This is a genomic window from Streptomyces sp. NPDC051104 (assembly GCF_040682835.1).
GTDB lineage: Bacteria > Actinomycetota > Actinomycetes > Streptomycetales > Streptomycetaceae > Streptomyces > Streptomyces cynarae.
Window position 1 is genome coordinate 47,113 of the sequence record NZ_JBFBBS010000017.1, and the last position, 22,803, is coordinate 69,915.

Genomic DNA, 22,803 nt, shown 5'->3' on the forward strand with positions numbered 1-22,803 from the left:
TGCGCACCAGGACCGACCGATCTGAAGCCGTCAGCGTTCCCTCTCCCACACCTCGGGGCCACCGCCGTGCCACTCGATCAGGGCCGAGTCGGCCACGTCCACCTCGTCCACACCCTCCAGCCCGGCGTGCTGCAGGAAGACCGTCAAGTCATGCAGCGAATAGGCGGTGCCGAGGATCTCACCGTCCGCGCGCACGCGCCGGCCGCCGCCCTCGCTCGGCGGGTACACGATCACTCGACGCTCGGCCATGGCACCAGCCTCGCCCCCGGGGGCCGGGCCCGCATGCCGAGCTCCTCCGCGCACAGCCCCGGACTCTGCCGCCCCGGCGTGTCGAGCGGGCGGACGGGGGCACTGGGAGACGATGGGTCTTCCTCGGACAGCCAGGCCGGGGCCGGAGAGGCAGGGGCCGCATGGAGCAGGGGGTCACACCGGAGGGAGTCGGTGACGGGACCGGGGCGGTCGCGTCCGGCGTCGGACACGCGCCCTGCCCAGGCGGCGCCGTCCACACGCGACGGCGCATTCCCCGCACCGACACCCTGCTGAGCGATCCACGCCTGGCGGAGGCGGTGGGCCGGCTGGGGCCCCGCGTGGTGAAGGCGGCCGTGCGGCAGGCGCAGGAGCAGGCACGCGACGGCAGTATCGCGCCGGAGCGGGTGCGGGACGCGGCCCTCGCCCTGCTCCCGGGCACCGCCGGCGGTCTGCGCCCGGTGATCAACGCCACCGGCGTGGTCCTGCACACCAACCTCGGCCGGGCGTCCCTGTCGGCCGCGGCCCGGCAGGCGGTGCTGGAGGCCGCCGGGCCCACGGACGTCGAACTGGACCTGCACACCGGTGTCCGGGCCCGCCGCGGGCGCACGGCTCTGAAGGCGCTGTGCGACCGGGTGCCCTCCGCCGCCGCGGCGCACGTCGTCAACAACGGAGCCGCCGCGCTCGTCCTGGTCGCGACCGCGCTCGCCGCCGGCAAGGAGATCGTCATCAGCCGGGGGGAGATGGTGGAGATCGGCGACGGCTTCCGGCTCCCGGACCTTCTGGTCTCCACCGGGGCCCGGCTCCGCGAGGTCGGCACCACCAACCGCACGACCGCCGCGGACTACGCCGCCGCGATCGGACCTCAGACGGGGTTCGTGCTGAAGGTGCACCCCTCCAACTTCCGCGTCACCGGTTTCACCCGTGCCGCCGATGTCGGTGAACTGGCGCCGCTGGGCGTCCCGGTGGTCTCCGACATCGGCTCCGGGCTGCTCGCCCCCCACCCGCTGCTGCCCGAGGAACCCGACGCCGAGACCCAGTTGCGGTCAGGCGCCTCACTTGTCACCGCGAGCGGCGACAAACTGCTCGGCGGCCCGCAGTGCGGACTGCTCCTCGGCGACGGGGAGTTGGTCCGCACCGTCTCCCGGCACCCCCTGGCCCGCGCCCTGCGCGTGGACAAGCTGACCCTGGCCGCCCTGGAGGTCACGCTCACCGGCCCGCGGACCCCGACCGCCGCCGCCCTGGCCGCCGACCCCGAACAGCTGATGGTCCGCGCCGAGGACCTCGCCGCGGCGCTGAGCGCCGACGGCATCGATGTACACGCCGTCGACAGCGCGGCGACCGTGGGAGGCGGCGGCGCGCCCGGGGTGACGCTGCCCAGCGCAGCCCTGTCCCTGCCCGAGCCCTACGCCGCCGCGCTGCGCACCGGCGCCGTCCCCGTCGTCGGGCGTCTGGAGGCGGGGCGCTGTCTGCTCGACCTGCGGGCCGTGCCCCCGGAGGACGACGAGCGGCTGGCCGGGGCCGTGCGGTCGGCGGCGGGGAGGTAGGGGCCATGCGGGTGCTGGCCACCGCCGGGCACGTCGACCACGGCAAGTCCGCTCTGGTGCGGGCGCTGACCGGGATGGAACCCGACCGTTTCGAGGAGGAGCGGCGCAGGGGGCTCACCCTCGACCTCGGTTTCGTGTGGACCCGGCTGGGGGCGGACGGGGAGCATCTGGCCTTCGTGGACGTGCCGGGACACGAGCGGTTCGTCGCCACCATGCTGGCCGGGGTCGGAGCCGTGCCCGCCGTGCTGTTCGTCGTGGCCGCCGACCAGGGCTGGCAACCCCAGTCCGAGGAACACCTGGCGATCCTCGACGCGCTCGGGGTACGGCACGCCGTGCTCGCGGTGACCCGCAGCGACCTGGCGGACCCCGAGCCCGTGCGCGCCGACGCCGTGGAGCGCCTGGCCGCCACCTCGCTCGGCACGGTGCCGTCCGTGGCGGTCAGCGCGGTGACCGGCGCCGGACTGGACGAACTGCGCGCGGAGCTGGCCCGTTTGGCACGATCGCTGCCGGTGCCGCCCGCGGACGCGGACGTGCGGCTGTGGCTGGACCGCGCCTTCACCGTACGCGGTCACGGCACCGTGGTGACCGGCACGCTCGCCGCGGGCACCCTGCGCGCCGGTGACCGGCTGGTGACGGGCGACGGCTCGACCCCGCTGAAGGTGCGCGGGCTGCAGTGCCTGCACGAGGAACGGTCCGCCGTCAGCGGTGTGGCACGGGTGGCGGTCAACGTGCACGGCTCCGTGGACGGTGCCCTGCGGCGGGGGCAGGTGCTGCTGACGCCGGACCGCTGGCTGCTCACCGACCTCGTGGACGTGCGTGTCACCGGCGAACCGGTCGCCGACCTGCCTCGCACGGTCACCCTCCACATCGGTACGGCCGCCGTCCCGGCGACGGTCCGCCCACTGGGGGAGGACACCGCACGGCTCACCCTCAACCGGGCCCTGCCTCTGCGTGTCGGGGACCGGGCCGTGCTGCGGGAGCCGGGCGGGCAGCGCATGCCGTGCGGGGTGACCGTGCTCGACGTACGCCCGCCGCGACTGGCCCGGCGGGGCGCGGGACGTTCCAGGGCGGCGGAACTGGCGGCCATGACCGGCCGCCCGGACGGTGCCGCGGAGCTGCGGCGCCGACGGCTCGTCCGCCGCTCGGAGCTGCTGGCGATGGGGGTGCCGCCGCCCACCGCGCCCGTCGCCGGGGAGTGGCTGGTCGACGATACCCACTGGGCGGCTCTGCGGGAGCGCCTGGCCGCCGAGGTGAAGCGGTACGCCGAGGAGCACCCGCTGGAACCGGGCCTGCCGGCCGAAGCGGCGCGGCGCCTGCTGGGCCTGCCCGACCGGACGTTGGTGGACGCGCTCGCCGAGACACCGGGCCGGCCCCGACTGCTGCGCCGGCAAGGCCGGTTGTACGGTCCCGGCAGCCTCCGGCCGACACTGCCGCCGCCCCTCCGGGCCGCCGTCGAGGCCGTACGACGCGAGCTGACGCAGGCGCCGTTCCGCGCACCGGACGCCGACCGCCTGAGGGAACTCGGGCTGACCCGCAAGGCGGTGGCCGCGGCGGTCTCGGCGGGCGCGCTGCTGGCGGTGGCCGACGGCATCGTGCTGCTGCCGGGAGCGGACGCCCGGGCCGCCGAGGTCCTGCGCCGGCTGCCCCAGCCGTTCACACTCAGCGAGGCCCGCCGCGCCCTGGACACCACGCGCAGGGTGGCCGTGCCGCTCCTGGAACTGCTGGACGCGCAGGGACACACCGAGCGGGTGGACGACCAGCGCCGGCGCTGCCGGCCCGAGCCGGGCAGCGGAGGCGGACGGGAATCGAACCCGCCTGCCCGAGATCCTCGGACACCTCGGTTTTGAAGACCGGGAGGGCCACCAGGCACCCACACGCCTCCACCGCTCACCAGGCTAGTGCCCCAGGAGACAGGTATGACACCGACCCGCCAAGATACCGTCCGCCTCACGCAGTTCGCCCATGGCGGCGGCTGCGCCTGCAAGATCCCGCCCGGAGAACTGGAGGAGGTGGTGGCGGGGCTGACCGTGCCACCGCTCGCCGGGGGCGAGACCCCGCTGCTGGTCGGCCTCGCCACCGGCGACGACGCGGCCGTGGTCACCCACCGGGGGACGGCGATCGTCTGCACGGCCGACTTCTTCACCCCGGTCGTGGACGACCCCTACGACTGGGGGCGCATCGCCGCCGCCAACGCCCTGTCCGACGTGTACGCGATGGGCGGCCGGCCCGTGCTGGCCGTGAACCTCCTGGCCTGGCCGCGCGACCGGCTCCCGTTCGACCTGGCCCGCGAGGTGCTGCGCGGTGGACTGGACGTCGCCACCGAGGCGGGCTGCCACCTAGGCGGCGGGCACAGCGTGGACGACCCGGAACCGAAGTACGGCATGGCCGTCACCGGTGTCGCCGACCCCGAGCGGCTGCTGCGCAACGACGCCGGCCGGCCCGGACTGCCGCTGTCGCTGACCAAGCCCCTGGGCATCGGTGTGCTCAACAACCGGCACAAGGCCACCGGCGAACGGTTCGAGCAGGCCGTCGCCACGATGGCCGCCCTCAACCGGGACGCGTCCCAGGCCGCCCTCGCCGCCGGAGTCACCTGTGCCACGGACGTCACCGGCTTCGGCTTCCTCGGCCATCTGCACAAGCTGGCCCGCGCCTCCGGTGTCACCGCCGTGGTCGACACCGCCGCCGTGCCCTACCTGGACGGCGCCCGGGAAGCCGTACGGGACGGTTACGTCAGCGGCGGCACCCGGCGCAACCTCGAATGGGTCACCCCGCACACCGACTTCGGGGACACGGACGCCGACACCCGCCTGCTGCTGGCCGACGCGCAGACCTCCGGCGGCCTGCTCGTCGCCGGGGAGGTACCCGGCGCGCCGGTGATCGGGGAACTCGTGCCGCGCGGCTCGCACTCGGTGGTACTGAAGTGAACTCCGCGACGGTCGCTCAGACCTCCGTACCGGTGTGGTCGTCGATGCCGGCCCGGGCCCGGTAGGCGCGCACCAGCTCGACGGCCGCCGGGCCCCTGGGACGGCGGCCGGGCCGGATGTCGACGGCGAACGCCTTCGTCTCCTGGATATGGGTGTTGGGGTCGAGGGACATGTGCACCAGCTCGTTGGCCGCGTCGCCCGTGGTGTAGCCGTTCGGCCCCCAGTGGTAGGGCAGACCGACCTGGTGCAGGGTGCGGCCGTGCACGGTCAGCGGCGGCACCCGGTCGGTCACCAGCACCCGCGCCTCGATGACGTTCCGGGCGCTGACGATCGTCGCCCAGCCGGTGTGTTCCAGGCCGCGCTCGGCGGCGAGTTCGGGTGACACCTCGCAGAAGAACTCCGGCTGCAACTCGGCCAGGTAGGGCTGCCAGCGGGACATCCCGCCCGCGGTGTGGTGCTCGGTGAGCCGGTAGGTGGTGGCGACGTACGGGAACACCTCCGTGCCCGGCTCGTCGCCGCTGGGCTGGTAGCGGTTGTCCGGATGCGTCGGCAGCAACTGCCGTACGGGATTGCGCTGCTGGGCGTACAGCAGGTTGGTGAAGGGGGAATCCTGCGGCTCGTAGTGCGTGGGAAGCGGCCCGTCGGTGAGCCCGGAGGGCACGAACAGCCAGGCCTTGCCGTCGGCCTGCATGATGAACGCGTCGGTGCCCGACAGCGCCTCGGCGCCCCTGGCGTCCGGCGGGGGCTGGTGATGAGGGGACTTGTTGTTTGCGAAGTCGGGGATGTCGTGGCCCACCCACAGTGCCTTGTCCTCGTCCCACCACACCAGTGCCTTGCGCTCGCTCCACGGCCTGCCGTCCGGGTCCGCGGAGGCGCGGTTGTACAGGATGCGGCGGTTGGCCGGCCACGCCCAGCCCCACTCGTTCGCCACCCAGTTCTGCTGCTTGCCCGGCTTGCGGCGGGCCGCCTGGTTCACGCCGTCGGCGTAGACCCCGCAGTAGATCCAGCAGCCGCAGGCGGTGGAGCCGTCGTCGTTGAGTTGCTCGTAGGAGGCCAGCGGGTTGCCCTCGGCGTCGTAGCCGTTGATCTCCGCGAGGACCGCCTCCGCCTCCGGTTCGGCGTTCTCGCCCTTGGTGGGGTAGTCCCAGGTCAGGTCCAGCACCGGGCGGTCCATCCCGTCGGCCGACCCGGCGAGCTTCTCCCGGATGACGCGGCCGAGGTGGTAGGTGAACCACAGGTCGCTGCGCGCCTCGCCGGGCGGCTCGACGGCCTGGTGGTGCCACTGCAGCAGACGCTGGGTGTTGGTGAACGTGCCGTCCTTCTCGGTGTGCGCGGCGGCCGGCAGGAAGAACACCTCGGTGCGGATGTCCTCCGTGCGCATCTCGCCCGTCTCGATCTCGGGGCCGTCCTTCCACCAGGTGGCCGACTCGATGAGGGAGAAGTCGCGTACGACGAGCCAGTCGAGGTTGGCCATGCCCAGCCGCTGCATCTTGGAGTTGGCCGAGCCGACCGCCGGGTTCTCGCCCATCAGGAAGTAGCCCTTGCAGGTTCCCTCCAGCTGGGCCATCACCGTCTCGTAGGTCGAGTGGGAGCCCGTCAGGCGCGGCAGGTAGTCGAAGCAGAAGTCGTTGTCGGGCGTCGCGGCGTCGCCCCAGTACGCCTTGAGCAGGCTCACCAGGTACGAGCGCATGTTGCCCCAGTAGCCCTTGTGCGCCGCCTCCGCCTCGATGAAGGCGTCGAGGTCCTGGTTGTGGTGCGCGTGCGGCATCGCGATGTAGCCGGGCAGCAGGTTGAACAGGGTGGGGATGTCGGTCGAACCCTGGATGGAGGCGTGTCCGCGCAGGGCGAGGATGCCTCCGCCCGGACGGCCGATGTTGCCGAGCAGGCTCTGCAGCACGGCGGCCGCGCGGATGTACTGGACACCGACGGTGTGTTGCGTCCAGCCGACCGCGTAGGCGAGGGCGGTGGTCCGCTCGCGTCCGGAGTTCTCCGTCACGAGTTCGCACACCTGGCGGAACAGGTCCTGCGGCACTCCGCAGATCCGCTCGACCATCTCCGGTGTGTAGCGGGCGTAGTGGCGCTTGAGCACTTGGAAGACACAGCGCGGGTGGGTCAGTGTCTCGTCACGCTCGGGCTCGCCCTCCGGGATCGCTGCACCGCCCGAACCGTGGGCCTCACCGCGCGCCGCCTCCGACACCGAGCGGCCGCCACGCGTGCGCTCCTGGTACTCCTGGTCACGTTCGCCCGACGCCGCCTGGATCTCCGTGCCCTCGTACTGCCAGCTGCTGTTGTCGTAGCTGCGGCTGTCGGCGTCCAGACCCGAGAAGACGCCGTCGAGGTCCTCGGTGTCCCGGAAGTCCTCCCGCAGCACCATCGGCGCGTTGGTGTACGCCAGGATGTAGTCGCGGAAGTACTTCTCGTTGTTCAGAACGTAGTTGACGATCCCGCCGAGGAAGGCGATGTCCGAGCCCGCGCGCAGCGGCACATGCAGGTCGGCCAGCGCGCTGGTGCGGGTGAACCGAGGGTCGACGTGGATCACCTTCGCTCCGCGGGCCTTGGCCTCCATCACCCACTGGAACCCGACCGGATGGCACTCGGCCATGTTCGAGCCCTGGATGACGATGCAGTCGGAGTTCTGAAGGTCCTGCTGGAAGGTGGTCGCGCCGCCGCGGCCGAACGAGGTTCCCAGACTGGGAACGGTGGAGGAGTGTCAAACACGCGCCTGGTTCTCGATCTGAATGGCTCCCAGGGCGGTGAACAGCTTCTTGATCAGGTAGTTCTCTTCGTTGTCGAGGGTTGCCCCGCCGAGGCTCGCGATGCCGAGCGTGCGCCGGGTGCGGGTCCCGTCGACCTCCCACTGCCAGCCGGCCCGGCGCGCCGCGATCACCCGGTCGGCGATCATGTCCATCGCCGTGTCGAGGTCGAGACGCTCCCACTCGGTGCCGTACGGGCGCCGGTACAGGACGTAGTGCTCGCGCGCCTCGCCGGTGGTCAGCTGCAGGCTCGCCGCGCCCTTGGGGCACAGACGGCCGCGGGAGATGGGGGAGTCGGGGTCACCCTCGATCTGCGTGACCCGCTCGTCCTCGACGTAGACGTTCTGGGCGCAGCCCACGGCGCAGTACGGGCAGACCGACTTGACCACCCGGTCGGCGGTGGCGACCCGGGGCGTGAGCCGCGCGCTGGTCCCGCTCTTGGCGGCGGCCCCGCGGCCCAGCGGGTCGGTGCCCTTGAGCTGGCGGTAGGCCGGCCAGGAGTCGATCCATGTGCGTACGCCCATGTCTGCTACTCCTCCCGCTCGGTTCCTCGTCGTGCGGCCTCCCAGGCGCGTACGACACCGGACCCCAGACGTTCCCGCTCCTCCTGCGGCAGATTCTCCCGCAGGCGGGCGAACACGGCATCCTCGAACGCCACGTGCCGGCGCAGTCGGTCCACGAGTTGCTCGACCAGGTCATCGAACTCCTCGGTGTCCGGGGAAGCCTCGCTCAGGGCCGCGAGGGTGCCGGTGCCCTCCCGCTCCTGCCGGAGTCCCTGATCCGCCAGATGGTCCCCGTCGTCGAGCGCGTCCCGTACGGCCGGCCAGAGGTGGCGCTGCTCGGCCGGCTCATGACTCTGCAACGCCTCGGCGATCAGGCCGACGAGGGACCCCCTGCGCGACCGCTGGGCCTTCGAGCCGCCCTTCTTGGTGCCCGGCAGAGCCTGCACCTGCTTCAGCAGGGCCGTCACCCGGTCGTGGTCGCGCGTCAGCACCGTGGTCAGCTCGTGCACGTCACCGGGGGCCCGCGCGCCCTCCGGGCGGAGATCCCGCTGCTCGGCGGCCCGCCGCATCTGGCGGTCCGCGGCGGCGCGGTGCTTGACCCACCGGCGTACAGCGTCCTTGCCGGTGGGGTTCTCGGACGGCGGGTTGGACAGGTGCTGGGTGGACTCCCGGGGCATGCCCGGACGGTGCTGCTCCGCGGTGGTGAGGGTGTCGCCGCCGTCCGCGGGCAGCCCCGTCGCGATCAGGAAGGCCTGCCCCGCGGGTATGCCGAGCCGCCGGCCGGCCTCCTCGTAGTCGAGGCCGTCCGAGAGCAGGTCCAACACCTGGCTCCGACTGGGCATGACATCCATCTCCTTCCGGCCCGGCTGGTCCTGGGTACCCCCCGCGCGGCCGACGAAACGGCCGCCCTGCCGGGGTGCCGGACCGTCAGTGATCGCGGGCGTCCAGCCGTTCCCGCTGCGGTACGACCGTGTACTTGGGGTCCTCGGCGGACACCACCCCGGCGTGGAACACGGCGAACCGCAGGGCCGCCGAGCCGGCCAGCAGTGCCGCGCCCGCCGTCGCCGACAGACGGCGGTCCGGACGCCGGCCCGCGAGGGCCGCCAGCGCCGCGCCGCCCGCCGTGAGCGCCTCCGCGGCGCGCAGCAGCGTTCGGGGCCTGCCCTGCTCGTACGGCTCCGCCGCCAGGCCCGTGCGCCGCTTCATCAGCCGGAAGGCGCCGAGCTCCAGGGCGGCACCCAGCACCGCCATACGGTGCGCGGGTCCCGCCTGCGCCCCCGGGGCGCCGACCAGGCCAAGTCCGGCCGCCGCGCTCGCGGCGGATCCCGCGAACACGAACGGCATCTCGCGGTAGCCCTCGTGCCAGGTGGGCACCGCCGTGTCGGAGATCAGGACGGCGGTGTAGGTGGCGACCGCCGGTCCCAGGACGGCCGCGCCCGCCGTGGCGGCGGCCCCGGCCATGCGGTAGCGGCCCGCGACGTCGGTGGCCGCGGCGGCCAGCGTCAGCGGCGCGTAACCGGCGAGCAGCCAGGAGCCGACGCTCATCGGTGAGGTCGGCTTGAGGACGCGGAGCATGTTGATGAAGCGGGCCGGGCGCCCCAGGTCGTGCACGAGCGCGGCCAACGACAGCGAGATCGCGCCCGCGGCGCCCAGCTTCGCGGTACGGGCGAGCACCGGCCGCCCGGTGGCCTGGCCCCCGGCGGCCAGCAGCGACGACGCGCCCGCGAGGCCGCCGAGGTAGAGGTAGCCCGCGATGTCGAGGGGTTTCCAGACCGGCTTGTTCAGGATCGGCTTGCCGTAGTACGAGGAGAACTGCGCCTCGGGCACCATGGACCGCTCGCCGCGTCCGCGGCGCCGCCGACGGCGTCCGGTGTGCGCGCCGGTGAGAGCCTCGCGTCCGGGGCGGGCCCCCTCAGAGCCCCGAACAACATGGGCGCCCGGCTCGCGGCGTCTGGCCCGCACGCTCGCCGCGTTGCCGAAAGGCCCACGTAGCGCCGCTACGAGGGCCTTCCGGCGCCTTGCGATCGCACGCACCAGACGCCGCGAGCTGATCGGATTCCCATTTTGTTCGGAGCCCTCGACACCGTCGCGGGTGACGTCCGATCCGGTCATCGCGGCCTCCTGGCGAAGCTGACGGCGGCCAGCGCCGCGAGCGATGCGGCGGCCGCCGCCGCGTGCCGCCACATCGAGGGCAGGTCCCGGGTGGTGACGACCGGGTCGGGCGGCAGACCGTAGACCTCCGGCTCGTCCAGCAGCAGGAAGAACGCGCCGTCGCCGCCGACACCGTCCTCGGGGTTCTCGCCGTACAGGCGGGCATCGGTGACCCCGGCGGCCTGGAGTTGGGCGACCCGGGCGGCGGCGCGTTCGCGCAGTTCGTCGAGCGGGCCGAACTGGATGGAGTCGGTGGGGCAGGACTTGGCGCACGCCGGTTCCATCCCGACGCCGAGCCGGTCGTAGCACAGGGTGCACTTCCACACCCGCCCGTCGCGGGGACGCTGGTCGATGACGCCGTACGGGCAGGCGGGCACGCAGTACCCGCAGCCGTTGCAGATGTCCTCCTGGACCACCACCGTGCCGAACTCCGTCCGGAACAGCGAGCCGGTCGGACACACGTCGAGACAGGCAGCGTGCGTGCAGTGTTTGCAGACGTCCGAGGCCATCAGCCACCGGAGTTCGGTGCGTCCGTCCGGGGACACCGGCGAGATCTCCCCGGCCGGTGCGCCGGCGGGTGCGGAGCCGGGCGTGGGCGCGGTGGCTCCCGGGCCCGGGGAGGAGGCGGAGGTGCCGAGGCTCCGGGCGGCGTCGAAGACGTCGACGTCCCGGTGGCCGGCACCGGGCTCCTGACCGCCGAGCGGTTTGCGCTGCTCGATGAACGCAACGTGCCGCCAGGTGTCCGCGCCCAGCCCCTGGGTGTTGTCGTAGGACATGCCGGTCAGTTCCAGGCCGTCCTCGGGTACGGAGTTCCACTCCTTGCAGGCCACCTCGCACGCCTTGCAGCCGATGCACACGGAGGTGTCCGTGAAGAAACCCATGCGCGGCGGGGTGTCGGTGTACCCGGCCGCCTTCGCCACGTCGGGTTGCGGACCGAAGAGCAGGTTGGCGCGCACGGCCTCCTCGCCTGCCCCGCCGGCCTCCGCGGCGCTGCCACGCGTCATGCCCCGACCTCCTGGACCCTCTCGTCACATCCCCGCCTGCGGTGCGACGCCTGGCCGCCCTGCGGACGGACGACGGGAATGTGACGACAGGGCCTCGCCCAGTCGTCATCGGCACCCGTCGAGTTCGGCGCTCACTCGCCTTTCGAGCCTGGCACGAGTCCCCCGGGTGCGCTCGCCGGAAACACCCTCGGGGGATTTTGTGCCGGAGGCGGCAGTTCGGCAGCCCGACCGTTCGGTCCATCGACGAGCCGCCGTGGACGGCGTCCACCGGCCGGCGAGTGGGGGTTCGCGAGAGCCGGGAGCGCCGCGCGGTAGGAGGACGTATGCCGGAGCGTGAGAGCCCCGCGCGGGCCGTGGACGACGTCGATGCGGTGACCCGGGCCGTCATGACCGCGTCCCGGCTGCTGGTGGGAATCGCCGCCCGTTCCCTCGCGCAGGTCGAGGAGCCGGTGACGCTCCCGCAGTTCCGGATGCTGGTCGTGCTGTCCACCCGGGGGCCCACCAAGCTGGTCACCCTGGCCGACCTGCTGCAGGTGGCCCCCTCGACCGCCATGCGGATGGTCGACCGGCTCATCGCGGCCGGGCCGGCCGACCGGCAGACCAACCCCGCCGACCGTCGCGAGACCCTGCTGGGACTCACCGAGGAGGGCCGGCGGACGGTGGAGGACGTCACCGCACGACGCCGTGCCGAGATCGCCGCGATCGTCGAACGGCTCGCGCCGGAGCGGCGGGCGGCGCTCGTCGAGGCCCTCGCCGCCTTCAACGAGGCGGGCGGAGAGCGGCCGGCACCCGCGTAGGGCGAGCCGGAGCCGCACCCGCTCGCCTGACGGCACGACCACCCCCGCCGCCGTCCCTCCCACCGCGCGGGCGGGCGTCAGTTGGCCGACGGACTGGGCGCGGGGGAGGCCGTGTTGATGTTCAGGTCCGGGCGCGGAGTGAGGACGACCATCGGCTCTCCGGGCTGGGGTGCCGGCGGGGTGAGCTGGTCCTTGGGGAGCTTGGGCGGGGTGGTCTGCTGAAAGTTGGCCTGGTCGAAGTTGACCGTCCCCGTCTTCTCCATCATGGTCAGGTGGTCCAGGACGGTGTCGTTGGCCAGGTCGGCGAGCTGACGCACCAGCGTGTTCTTGGTGGTGGCACGGATCTTGGCGATCACCGGGAAGATCTGGCCGTGGGTCACACGCATGATGTTCGCGGCGGTGGAGTCGAACTCCCTGCCGTTGGCCGCGTCCGCGGTCGCCACGAACCGCTGCTGTTGCGGTGTCGCCCGGTTGGGCAGGATGATGCCCAGCTCCGGGGCGATCTTGCGGCACATCTCGTCGAGTCCGGCGTGCCCGACGATGAGGTGCTTGCCGGCTTCCCGCATCTCCGGCGACGAGCCCTTCTTCAGCGAGATCTCGCCCAGGGGGTACTCCCACAGCCCCGCGGAACGCACCTTGACGACGAAGTCGCGGTCGGCCTCGGTCAGCGGGCCGTACCGGGTGTTGGCGATGACCCGGTCCGGAGAGCTGGACGTGGTCTGGACGCCGAGCATGGCGGGGTAGGCGAGGGCGGTGAGGGTCAGGCCCAGCGCCCCGGCCACGAAGAGGGTTCCTGCGATGTTGCGGGATATGGGCATGCTGCCTCCATGCACGAGCGGCTTGTACAGCAGGAGGTACGTAGGCGCCAGCCGCGTCGATCATTGCTTTGGGAAAAACTTGTCCAGCCCCCTGTGTCGTGCGTCACAGGGGGAGGTGTGCGGGAGGTGTGCTCACCGTGTCAGGGGGCACAGGGCCGTGATCAGGCCTGTGATGCCCAGGAGCGCGCAGGCGCACGCCGCGTGGGCCTTGAACAGAGCGCGCCGCAGTGCGGCGTACCGGGCCTCGTACTCGTCCCGCAGTTGCCGGGCGCGCCGGGCGATGGCGGCCAGTGTCTGACGGGTGATGTCGAGACGCTGGCTGACGTAGTGGCGTACCAGCTCCTCGGCCTGTGCGGTCGTCAGCCAGGGGAGCCGGGCGCACAGGGCCTCGGCTTCGCGGTGCGCCCTGTCGTACTCGGCGTGGGCGAGCAGGTAACCCTCGACTTCGGCGGCGAGCGCGGGGCCCTCGGCGTGCGGTGTCCTGTCGTCCGGTGCGGCGCTCACCGCGGGGGTTCCTGGTGTCCCGGTGCCTCGATGACGTCGCGCTTGCCGGTGTAGGTCGCGTAGTCGACCTCGGCCAGGTCGGGGTGGTGCAGGTCGAAGGCGGGGGACTCGGAGCGGATCCGGGGCAGGGTGGTGAAGTTGTGGCGCGGCGGTGGGCAGGAGGTCGCCCACTCCAGCGAGCGGCCGTAACCCCAGGGGTCGTCGACCTGGACGCGCTCGCCGTACTGCGCGGTCCTCCACACGTTGTACAGGAACGGCAGGGTGGACATGCCCAACAGGAAGGCGCCGATGCTGGAGACGGTGTTCAGCCAGGTGAAGCCGTCGGCGGCCAGGTAGTCGGCGTAGCGGCGGGGCATGCCCTCGGCGCCGAGCCAGTGCTGGACCAGGAACGTGGTGTGGAAGCCGACGAACAGCGTCCAGAAGTGGATGTACTCCAGGCGGTGGTTGAGCATGGTGCCGGTCATCTTCGGCCACCAGAAGCTGAATCCGCCGAACATCGCGAACACGATGGTGCCGAAGAGCACGTAGTGGAAGTGCGCGATCACGAAGTAGCTGTCGGTGACTTCCCAGTCGAGTGGCGGCGAGCCCAGAATCACGCCGGTCAGCCCGCCGAAGAGGAAGGTGACGAGGAAGCCGGCCGCCCACAGCATCGGCGGCTCGAAGGACAGCGAGCCCTTCCAAATGGTGCCGATCCAGTTGAAGAACTTCACGCCGGTCGGCACGGCGATGAGGTAGGTCAGCAGGGAGAAGAACGGCAGCAGCACGGCCTGGGTGGCGAACATGTGGTGGGCCCACACCGTGACCGAGAGGCCGGCGATCGAGATCGTCGCACCGACCAGGCCCATGTAGCCGAAGATCGGTTTGCGGGCGAAGACGGGGATGATCTCGGTGATCACGCCGAAGAACGGCAGGGCGAGGATGTAGACCTCAGGGTGCCCGAAGAACCAGAACAGGTGCTGCCACAGGATCGACCCGCCGTTGGCCGGATCGAAGACATGGGCGCCGAAGCGGCGGTCGGCTTCCAACGCGAAGAGGGCGGCGGCCAGCACGGGGAAGGCGAACAGGACCAGGACCGAGGTCAGCAGCACGTTCCAGGTGAAGATCGGCATCCGGAACATCGTCATGCCGGGAGCGCGCATGCACACGATCGTGGTGAGGAAGTTGACCGCACCCAGGATGGTCCCGAACCCCGCCAGTGCCAGCCCCATGATCCACAGGTCGGCGCCGAGCTGGACGGTGCGTTCGGGGCCGCTGAGCGGGGTGTAGGCCGTCCAGCCGAAGTCCGCCGCCCCGTCGGGGGTGAGGAAGCTGCTCAGCACGATCAGCGCGCCGAACAGGAACAGCCAGTACGACAGCATGTTCAGCCGCGGGAAGGCCACGTCGGGCGAGCCGATCTGCAGCGGCATGACCGCGTTGGCGAAGCCGGCGAAGGTCGGGGTGGCGAACAGCAGCAGCATGATCGTGCCGTGCATCGTGAACAGCTGGTTGTACTGCTCCTTGGAGACGATCTGCAGACCCGGGCGCGCCAGCTCCGCCCGGATCAGCAGCGCCATCGCCCCGGCGATCATGAAGAAGGCGAACGACGTGATCAGATACAGATGCCCGATCTTCTTGTGATCCGTCGTCGTCAGCCAGGACACCACCACGCGCCCCGGGTGGCGACGCCCCTCGACCGGTACGAGTGTGGCCGGCTCCGTCTGTGCGGTCATCGCAACAACTCCAGATACGGGAAAAAGCCGCGAATAGAAATTACGCGGTCAAAGATCCCGTAACGGCGCTTGCTGCGCACGCGCATGCGGCTGAATGGCTCGTCGTGTCGGACACCCCCCAGTGGCGGGTGCATGCCACCTGACCTATCCTCACGAGCAGTACGACGTGAGGTGCCGGCGGGTGCCCGGCGGAGCGCACGAGGCAGACCATGGGAGTCGTGGCCCGCGTGGACGCGTACCAGCGGCGCCACCGCTGGGCGGGGCTGCCGCTCGCCGTGCTGTACAAGTTCTACGACGACCAGGCGACCTATCTCGCCGCGGTCCTCACCTACTACTCGTTCCTGTCGCTGTTCCCGCTGCTGCTGATCCTCGTCTCCGTCCTCGGCACGCTGCTCAGCGGCAACCCCCAGTTGCGGGAACGCGTGCTGAACTCCGCGCTCGGCGAGTTCCCCGTCATCGGCGACCAGCTCGGCGAGAACATCCACTCCTTCCACGGCAGCGGCGTCGCCCTCGTGGTGGGTGTGGTGGGCAGCCTCTACGGCGCCCTGGGCGTGGCCCAGGCCGCGCAGCACGCGCTGAACAAGATCTGGGCCGTGCCACGGCACGCGCGCCCCGATCCGTTCCGGTCACGGCTGAGGGGCCTGCTGTTCCTGTCGATCCTCGCGCTCGGGCTGCTCCTGACCACGGGGCTGTCCGTGGCGGAGTCGCGGGCGAGCGTGTTCGGGGCCCGGCTGGAGACTGGCGTCAGGGTCGCCGCCGCAGCCGTGGCCATCGTCCTCAACGCGGCTCTGCTGCTGCTCGTCTACCGGACGCTGATCCGACGCCGGCTGCCGCTGCGCCGTCTGTTCGGCGCCGTCCTCGGCGGCGCCTTCGCCTGGCAGCTGCTGCAGTGGGGCGGCTCTTACTACGTCAGCAAGGTGCTGCGCGGCGCCACGGCCACCTACGGCCTGTTCGGCATCGTCCTCGGTCTGCTGGCCTGGCTCTACCTCGGGGCCCTGATCTTCCTCATGACGGCCGAGGTCAGCGTGGTCCGGATCATGCGGCTGTGGCCGCGCAGCCTGCTGACCCCGTTCACCGACCGGGTGCAGCTCACTCCGGCCGACCGGCGGGCCTACCAGTCGTACGCGGCCACCGAGGCCTTCAAGGGCTTCGAGAAGATCAGAGTCCGCTTCGGTCCGCCCCCGCGCCCGCCCTCCGACTCCGACGACCCTCCCGAGACAGCCGGCTGACCGGCGGGCGGCGGCAGGCAGGGCGGCGTGTCGTATCCGCGACGCGACACGCCGCGATGAGATGCACCGCTTGTCTCAGCGAGGGGTATCTCGGCGAGGGGTGCGGCGGTGACGCCGATGGTCAGGCCCATGGCCGCCGGCCCCGGAACCGCCGTCACCGCGCCGACCCGGCAGTTGTTCCAGACGATGCCGGCCGCGCGCCGTGCGTGGCGGTGACCACCCAGGGGGAGATGACGAGCCACACGCCGAGCGGGGCGACCACCCACGCCAGGTGGAGCATCCGGTCCGGAGCCAGGGCCGCGCAGAACCCGATCAGGGCGACGGTGGCGCCGACGATCAGGTTGTTGACCGTGATGAACGGGGCTCCCGCCGAGAAGTGCACGACCCAGGGCGGGATCGCCGCGTGGAGGCCCGCCAGCAGTACCCGTCCCGCGAGGGCGATGGCCGACCCGCTGGAGGCCCTGCGTTCCAGCCGTTCCCGCATTACCGCGAGGTCGGGATGCGTGGTCATCCCGGTGGTGTGCTGCGCCATTGCTGCCGCCTCCTGTGGGTGATTCCCGGGATTGTGGCGCCTACGACGTGAGGGTGGCCGCGTCGCCCGTGCCGTTTACGCGTCGCCCGAGAGGGTCACTCATCGTGGCGGCAGAGGTGCGTGGCGAGGGAGCAGACATGACGTTGGTGGCCGATTTCGTGTTGCAGCGCCTGCGCGAGTGGGGTGTCGAAAGGGTCTTCGGCTATCCGGGTGACGGGATCAACGGACTGCTCGGTGCCTTCGACCGGGCCGCGGGGCACCCGGAGTTCGTCCAGGTCCGGCACGAGGAGATGGCCGCCTTCATGGCGTGCGCCCATGCGAAGTTCACCGGCGAGGTCGGCTGCTGCACGGCCACCTCCGGCCCCGGCGCGGTGCACCTGCTCAACGGGCTGTACGACGCCAAGCTGGACCACCAGCCCGTGGTGGCGGTGGTGGGCCAGCAGAAGCGGCTCTGTCTCGGCTCGCACTACCAGCAGGAGATCGCCCTCGAGCAACTGTTCGCGGACGTCTCCGAGTTCTGTCAGATGGTGGTGCACCCGGGGCAGGCGCGGCACGTCATCGACCGGGCGTTCAAAACCGCGCTGACCACCCGAGGCGTCGCCACGATCATCATTCCCGAGGACGTGCAGGAGGCGGACGCCCAGCCCTCGCCGCCCAAGACGCACGGCGCCGTCTTCTCCAGCGTGGGCTGGAGCCGCCCCCGGGTGCTGCCCGACGAGGGCGAACTGCGCAAGGCGGCCGACGTGCTGAACTCCGGCAGCAAGGTCGCCATGATCATCGGCCAGGGTGCGGCCCACGCCGAGAGCGAGGTCGTCGAGACGGCCGAACTGCTGGGCGCCGGGGTCGCCAAGGCACTGCTGGGTCGCGAAGTGCTGCCGGACGACCTGCCGTTCGTCACCGGCCCCATCGGCCTGCTCGGCAGCAAGGCCAGCGACAACATGATCAAGGGCTGCGACACCCTGCTGATGGTCGGCACCAGCTTCCCGTATGCCGAATGGCTGCCCGACGAGGGCCAGGCCCGCGGCGTCGAGATCGACATCGACGGGCGGATGATCGGCATCCGCTATCCCATGGAGGCCCATCTCGTCGGGGACTCCAAGGAGACGCTCAAGGCCCTCCTGCCGCTGCTCAGGCGCAAGGAGGACCGCAGCTGGCGGAAGAACATCGAGAAGGACGTCGCCGAGTGGAACGCGGTCTGCGAGAAGTGGTCCGACCAGCACTTCGGCGGGAAGATCAACCCCCAGGCCGTCGCGGCCGAGCTGTCCCCCCGGCTGCCCGACGGCGCGATCCTGACGGCCGACTCGGGTTCGGGAACGAACTGGTGGGCGCGCCATCTGAAACTGCGCGAGGGCATGCGGGCCTCCCTGTCGGGCACGCTGGCCACGATGGGTCCGGGGACGCCGTACGCGATCGCCGCGCGGTTCGCGTATCCCGACCGGCCGGTGATCGCGTTCGTCGGCGACGGCGCGTTCCAGATGAACGGCATGAACGAGATGATCACCGTCAAGCGGTACCTGGACCGGCTGTCCGGACCGGCGCCGTTCGTCTTCTGCGTGTTCAACAACCAGGACCTCAACCAGGTCACCTGGGAACAGCGGGCCATGGCGGGGGACCCCAAGTTCCCGGGCTCCCAGTACATCCCCGACGTCCCGTACGCCAAGTACGCCGAACTCCTCGGCCTGAAGGGCGTCTACTGCGACAAGCCGAAGAAGGTCGGCACCGCCTGGGACGAGGCGCTCGCCAGCGACCGGCCGGTGGTGCTGGAGTTCAAGGTGGACCGGGAGATCGCCCCGATCCCGCCGCACATCATGACCGAACAGGGCAAGAAGGCCGCCAAGGCCGTCGTGCGCGACCCCGAGAGGGTGGGCATCGCCACCAAGGGCGTGCGCCAGAAGCTCGCCGAGTACGCCGAGCGCCTCCCCGGACGCCACCATGGGGACTGACCACGAGACCCACGGCCCGGCGCCGGCCGAGTGCCGCATCGACGCGGTCGACGTGCACGCCTTCGAGGTGCCCACCGACGGCCCGGACGGCAAGGAGCAGGACGGAACGCTGGACTGGGACTCCACCACGGTCGTCCTGGTCCGGGTCCACGCCGGCGGGCGGACCGGGCTGGGGTACACCTACGGTGACGTGTCGGCCGCCTCGTTCGTCGAATCAAAGCTGGCGCCGGCGATCAAGGGCCAGGACGTGACCTCGCCGCCGGCCCTGTGGCAGCGGATGGGCGTGCGGATCCGCAACGCCGGGCGCCCGGGCGTCGGAGCCATGGCGGTGTCCGCCGTCGACGTGGCGCTGTGGGACCTCAAGGCGAGGCTGCTGGGGCTCCCCCTGGTCCGGCTGCTCCCGGCCTACCACGACCGTGTGCCCGTCTACGGCAGCGGCGGCTTCACCAACTACTCGCTGGACCGCCTCACCGACCAGCTCACCGGATGGGTGGATCAGGGCATCCCCCGCGTCAAGCTGAAGACCTCGCGGGCACCGGAGCGCGACCCGCTGCGGCTGACCGCGGTGCGCAAGGCGGTCGGCGACGAGCCGGAGCTGTTCACCGACGCCAACGGGGCGCTCGGCCGCAAGGAGGCGCTCTACTGGGCGCGCCGTTTCCACGACGAGTGGGACGTGCGCTGGTTCGAGGAACCCGTCAGCTCCGCCGACCTGGAAGGACTGCGCCTGTTGCGCGAGCGCGGACCGGAGCGACTGGAGATCGCCGCGGGCGAGTACGCCTACATGATGCGGGACTTCGTCAACCTCGTGGAGTGTCCCGCCGTGGACTGCCTCCAGGCGGACGTCACCCGCTGCGGCGGCATCACCGGCGTCCTGGAGGTGGCCGGCCTCTCGGCGGCCCATGACCTCGACCTGTCGGCGCACTGTGCCCCGGTGGTGTCCGCGCACGCCTTCTGCGCCGTACGACGGCTGCGGCACCTGGAGTACTTCCACGACCACGTACGGGTCGAGAGCCTGCTGTTCGACGGCACCCTGACGCCCGCGGACGGCGCCCTGCGACCGGACACCGGACGCCCGGGGCTCGGCCTGGACGTCAAGTGGGCCGACGCCGAGCCGTACCGCGTGTACGGGGCGCGGCCGAGCTGAGCCGGGGCAGGTACGGTGGCGGACCGATCAGTGCGTGACGCGCGGCCGCGAGTGGTGTTCGCAGAACCAGCGGCCGAACAGCGCACCGCCGAAGACGACGAACCCGACACCGGTCAGCCAGGACTCCAGTACCAGGACGACGCCGAGCGGTCCGTAACTGACCGCGTTGCTGACGATGAGCGGCGTGAAGACGAGATAGGAGAAGACCCGCAGACCGATCAGCCCGACGATGGTGGCCAGCGCGCCCGGCAGCAGGTCTCGCCAGCGCACCTGACCGCCCAGGAGGAAGCGCTGGCCCCACCAGAAGAACAGCACGCCGGTCGCCAGGGACACCACGACCCGCAGCCATCCGTGCAACGCCAGGCGTGTCTGCACCTCCTGGTAGAGGTAGGCGGTGAGCACGATCAGCCAGGTGGCCTGGCGCCAGATGCGGTGCCACGGGCCGGGAGGCAGGTTCCAGATCCGCTCGTACCCGTTCTGGACGCTCGCGCCGAAGGACACCCCGAACACGGCGAGCAGAATCCCGCCCCACACACTGGTCGCGCTGATCACCTTGCGGGGCGCGGTGGTGATGTCGGTGACCACGTGCGCGGACCGGCCGGACAGCCCCATGCCGTCGACCAGCCAGGTCGTGAAGCCCCCGCGCGCCAGAGGGTCGGCGGCCGCCACCACGATGAGCAGGGGCGCCAGCGTCACCAGGGCCAGAGTGGCGAAGCCGAGGGCGCGGTGCATCAGCTCCAGTTCACGGCCGCGCCGGACCAGGTCGTACGTCTTCAGCCGGTCCCACACGTGGTGCACGGCCTGCCGGATCAGTTTCACGGCCTGCTCCGCGATCATCCTCCCGCTCCTTGGGTGCCCCGCCGATGCATGACGGGTGATCGAAGGACGGGGGGACAAACGTGGGACGGCGCGGGCGGATCCGCTGTGACCTCACGGGATTCCGCCGGATCACAGCACCTTGCGCTGGACCAGGGCCGCGAGGGCCAGGGCGCCCGGAAGCAGCGGCAGCCAGACCGTCAGGACCCGGTAGCCGATCACGGTGGCCGTGGCCAGCTCCACCGGTGCGCCGTACGCGATCAGGGTGACCACCAGCGCCGCGTCGACCGGGCCGATGCCGCCCGGCGCGGGGACGGCCCCGGCCGCCGTGCTCGCGGCGAGAAACGCGAAGATCATCTGCGGCCAGGACAAGGGCAGGGCGAGCGACGCACCGACCGAGGCGACCACACTCGCCTGGAGCACCGGGGCGGCGGCCGAACCGCCCCACAGGGCGAGGACCCGGCTGGGCCGCGTGTGCAGCAGTCGCGCGTCGGTCAGGGCGGTGCGGGCGAAGCCGAGCGTCGCCCGGCGCAGCGGACGTACGGCCGTCAGGAGCACGGCGGCCGTGCCGAGACCGAGGACCGCCCCTCCGGCCACCAGGAGCAACGTCCCCTCGTCCGGGACGAGTCGGCCGAGCCTCAGCATCTTGGGGAACGCCAGGACGAAGGCCACGAGCACCAGCGTTTTCGCGATCGGTTTGACCAGCGAGTACAGGGCGAGGGAGGCGGTGGCCCGGGCCAGGGGGATGCCGCGGGCCTGCAGGAACCGCAGGGTGACGGCATGGGCGCCGATGCTCGCCGGCAGCACGTGGTTGGCCGCCCCGGCGGCGAACTGGGAGGCGAGCAGCGGCAGCGGCGGAAGGCGCTCCGGTACGGCGCCCTGGCGGACGCACGCCGCGGTCACCCAGCCCAGGCAGGTGAAGAAGACCCCGGCCAGCAGCCACCGGGGGTCGGCGGAGGCCAACCGTGCCGTACCGTCGCGCACGGCACGCCAGTCGGCCACCGCCCACGCCCCGATGAGCAGGAGCGGGACCAGGCCGAGCACACGGCGGGCCAGGCGCGCGTACGAACGGGAGCGGACGGGGGCGGGGAGCGGTCGGGAGAGGTTGTCGAGCGGGAGCAGGGACACGGCGCACATCGTCCTTCCCCATCACTCCCGCGGGTACGCGGCGGACGGACGCAAGGCGAGGCAGGGGGACGTGAGCACCGTTCCCGCCCGGTGTGACGGCACGGTGTCCGGGAGGCGAAGGTCCGTCGGCGGGAGGACGACCGGCCCTCGGCGGGAGGACGACCGGCCGAGGACCCGCCGTCCCGCGCCCGCGACGTCCGCCGTCACTTCGAGCCGGAGAACCGGGCGAGCGGGCCCTTGTGCCGGAGTAGGGCGTAGCCGATGCCGAGCCCCAGGGCCACCGGCGCCTCCAGAGCGCCGGCGACGGCCAGCGCGCCGAGACCCACGTACAGGGGCAGGCCGTGCGCGGCGGGCAGGACCCGGCGCGCGGCGGCCACAGGAACCGCGACGGCGTTGACCGCCCAGGTGGCGGCCTCGCCGAGCGAGGGGACGGTCAGCGTGATCGTGCGCCCACCGGAGGCGGCGGGCGGTTTCCTCTCCGGCCGTCTCACGGCCGACTGCCGCACGACCGGCCGAGTCGCGACGGCCTGCCTCACGGTCGCCTGTCTTGTGCTCACCTGCCTCGCTGCCGCCTGTCTTGTGGTCACCTGCCTCGTGGCCGGCCGTTTCGCGGACGACTGTCGCGCGACCGGCCGCGTCGCGGACGACTGTCGAGCGGACGACTGTCTGGTCGTCGCCTGTCTGGTCGTCGCCTGTCTCGTCTTCGGCGGTGTCGCTGCCGCCTGTCTGGTCGTCGCCGGCCTTGTCGCCGACTGTCCTGTGGTCGGTTGTGTCGCGTTCGGCCGACCGGCGACCGGCCGTCGGGCGGCCGACGAGGCGTCGGACCGCTGCCTCGTGCGCGCCGCGGCGGCGGGCTGCCCCGCCTTCGTGCTGCTCGTCACCGTGCGTCTCTGAGCGGTCTTCACCGGGCGCTTCTGCGTGGACTTTCGCGCGGTTTTCGGCGTGGTCACGGTTCACATCCGTTCGTGGGTCCGGGACATCGCCCCCCACCGAGGCAGACGGTACCGGCGGGGAAAGGGGCCTGCGAGCCGGGAAGCCGTTCGGATCAGCCCGCC

Annotated in this window: 19 protein-coding genes, 1 tRNA gene and 1 pseudogene; 8 read left to right on the forward strand and 13 right to left on the reverse strand. The window is 71.9% G+C overall.

The window, feature by feature from the left end; translation table 11 throughout:
- Positions 1-30: 30 nt before the first annotated feature.
- Positions 31-249 (reverse strand): hypothetical protein, encoded by a 219-nt coding sequence (locus AB0N14_RS23055; protein ID WP_366027585.1) that lies wholly within the window; start codon positions 247-249, stop codon positions 31-33.
- A gap of 161 nt (positions 250-410) precedes the next feature.
- Between AB0N14_RS23055 and selA the strand changes: the two genes are divergently transcribed.
- On the forward strand, positions 411-1,793 hold the full coding sequence (gene selA / locus AB0N14_RS23060; RefSeq protein ID WP_366027586.1) for an L-seryl-tRNA(Sec) selenium transferase: 1,383 nt from the start codon (positions 411-413) through the stop codon (positions 1,791-1,793).
- Positions 1,794-1,798: 5 nt separating this feature from the next.
- Positions 1,799-3,499: pseudogene (locus AB0N14_RS23065) on the forward strand (GTP-binding protein); the annotation flags it as partial.
- Positions 3,500-3,581: 82 nt separating this feature from the next.
- On the opposite strand, the gene AB0N14_RS23070 reads toward AB0N14_RS23065, so the two are convergent.
- Positions 3,582-3,675: transfer RNA gene (locus AB0N14_RS23070), tRNA-Sec, on the reverse strand.
- A 34-nt stretch (positions 3,676-3,709) separates the two neighbouring features.
- Here AB0N14_RS23070 and selD point away from each other — a divergent pair.
- A complete protein-coding gene (selD, locus tag AB0N14_RS23075; protein ID WP_366027587.1) occupies positions 3,710-4,717 on the forward strand; it encodes a selenide, water dikinase SelD in 1,008 nt (335 codons plus the stop codon).
- A 16-nt stretch (positions 4,718-4,733) separates the two neighbouring features.
- Here selD and fdh read toward each other — a convergent pair whose 3' ends face one another.
- From fdh to AB0N14_RS23095, 4 genes are all read right to left on the reverse strand, one after another.
- Positions 4,734-7,994: a formate dehydrogenase gene (fdh, locus tag AB0N14_RS23080; RefSeq protein WP_366027588.1), complete on the reverse strand. Its 3,261-nt coding sequence runs from the start codon at positions 7,992-7,994 to the stop codon at positions 4,734-4,736.
- A 5-nt stretch (positions 7,995-7,999) separates the two neighbouring features.
- Positions 8,000-8,815 carry a hemerythrin domain-containing protein gene (locus AB0N14_RS23085; protein ID WP_366027589.1) on the reverse strand — a complete coding sequence of 272 codons (816 nt, stop codon included), beginning with the start codon at positions 8,813-8,815 and terminating at the stop codon, positions 8,000-8,002.
- 85 nt (positions 8,816-8,900) lie between these two features.
- Entirely contained in the window at positions 8,901-9,803 is a 903-nt protein-coding gene (gene nrfD / locus AB0N14_RS23090) for an NrfD/PsrC family molybdoenzyme membrane anchor subunit (RefSeq protein WP_366027661.1), read from the reverse strand.
- 278 nt (positions 9,804-10,081) lie between these two features.
- The gene (locus AB0N14_RS23095; RefSeq protein ID WP_366027590.1) at positions 10,082-11,128 is read right to left on the reverse strand and encodes a 4Fe-4S dicluster domain-containing protein; all 1,047 of its coding nucleotides are present in this window, start codon (positions 11,126-11,128) and stop codon (positions 10,082-10,084) included.
- A gap of 323 nt (positions 11,129-11,451) precedes the next feature.
- On the opposite strand from AB0N14_RS23095, the gene AB0N14_RS23100 reads away from it, so the two are divergent.
- Positions 11,452-11,925: a MarR family transcriptional regulator gene (locus AB0N14_RS23100; protein WP_366027591.1), complete on the forward strand. Its 474-nt coding sequence runs from the start codon at positions 11,452-11,454 to the stop codon at positions 11,923-11,925.
- A gap of 77 nt (positions 11,926-12,002) precedes the next feature.
- On the opposite strand, the gene AB0N14_RS23105 is transcribed toward AB0N14_RS23100, so the two are convergent.
- The 3 genes from AB0N14_RS23105 to ctaD all read right to left on the reverse strand — a co-directional run bounded on the left by AB0N14_RS23105 (position 12,003) and on the right by ctaD (position 14,956).
- Positions 12,003-12,743, reverse strand: coding sequence for a DUF4142 domain-containing protein (locus AB0N14_RS23105; RefSeq protein ID WP_366027592.1), 741 nt, complete (start codon positions 12,741-12,743; stop codon positions 12,003-12,005).
- 132 nt (positions 12,744-12,875) lie between these two features.
- Positions 12,876-13,247, reverse strand: a complete 372-nt coding sequence (locus AB0N14_RS23110) for a hypothetical protein (RefSeq protein WP_366027593.1) — start codon at positions 13,245-13,247, stop codon at positions 12,876-12,878.
- Positions 13,244-14,956: a cytochrome c oxidase subunit I gene (gene ctaD / locus AB0N14_RS23115; protein WP_366027594.1), complete on the reverse strand. Its 1,713-nt coding sequence runs from the start codon at positions 14,954-14,956 to the stop codon at positions 13,244-13,246. The genes AB0N14_RS23110 and ctaD overlap by 4 nt, the downstream gene beginning before the upstream one ends.
- A 209-nt stretch (positions 14,957-15,165) precedes the next feature.
- On the opposite strand from ctaD, the gene AB0N14_RS23120 reads away from it, so the two are divergent.
- Positions 15,166-16,185, forward strand: a complete 1,020-nt coding sequence (locus tag AB0N14_RS23120) for a YhjD/YihY/BrkB family envelope integrity protein (protein WP_366027595.1) — start codon at positions 15,166-15,168, stop codon at positions 16,183-16,185.
- Between the two features lie 154 nt (positions 16,186-16,339).
- Here the strand turns inward: AB0N14_RS23120 and AB0N14_RS23125 are convergent, their stop codons facing one another.
- Positions 16,340-16,717 (reverse strand): SPW repeat protein, encoded by a 378-nt coding sequence (locus tag AB0N14_RS23125; protein WP_366027596.1) that lies wholly within the window; start codon positions 16,715-16,717, stop codon positions 16,340-16,342.
- Between the two features lie 137 nt (positions 16,718-16,854).
- Between AB0N14_RS23125 and AB0N14_RS23130 the strand changes: the two genes are divergently transcribed.
- A complete protein-coding gene (locus tag AB0N14_RS23130) occupies positions 16,855-18,660 on the forward strand; it encodes a thiamine pyrophosphate-requiring protein (protein ID WP_366027597.1) in 1,806 nt (601 codons plus the stop codon).
- On the forward strand, positions 18,650-19,804 hold the full coding sequence (locus tag AB0N14_RS23135) for an enolase C-terminal domain-like protein (protein WP_366027598.1): 1,155 nt from the start codon (positions 18,650-18,652) through the stop codon (positions 19,802-19,804). The genes AB0N14_RS23130 and AB0N14_RS23135 overlap by 11 nt, the downstream gene beginning before the upstream one ends.
- 27 nt (positions 19,805-19,831) lie before the next feature.
- Here the strand turns inward: AB0N14_RS23135 and AB0N14_RS23140 are convergent, their stop codons facing one another.
- From AB0N14_RS23140 to AB0N14_RS23150, 3 genes are all read right to left on the reverse strand, one after another.
- A complete protein-coding gene (locus AB0N14_RS23140) occupies positions 19,832-20,641 on the reverse strand; it encodes a ribonuclease BN (protein ID WP_366027599.1) in 810 nt (269 codons plus the stop codon).
- Positions 20,642-20,752: 111 nt separating this feature from the next.
- A complete protein-coding gene (locus tag AB0N14_RS23145; protein ID WP_366027600.1) occupies positions 20,753-21,748 on the reverse strand; it encodes a lysylphosphatidylglycerol synthase transmembrane domain-containing protein in 996 nt (331 codons plus the stop codon).
- Positions 21,749-21,951: 203 nt separating this feature from the next.
- Complete coding sequence (locus AB0N14_RS23150) at positions 21,952-22,239, reverse strand: hypothetical protein (RefSeq protein ID WP_366027601.1); 288 nt, start codon at positions 22,237-22,239, stop codon at positions 21,952-21,954.
- 58 nt (positions 22,240-22,297) lie between these two features.
- On the opposite strand from AB0N14_RS23150, the gene AB0N14_RS23155 reads away from it, so the two are divergent.
- Positions 22,298-22,642, forward strand: coding sequence for a hypothetical protein (locus tag AB0N14_RS23155; protein ID WP_366027602.1), 345 nt, complete (start codon positions 22,298-22,300; stop codon positions 22,640-22,642).
- Positions 22,643-22,803 lie beyond the last annotated feature (161 nt).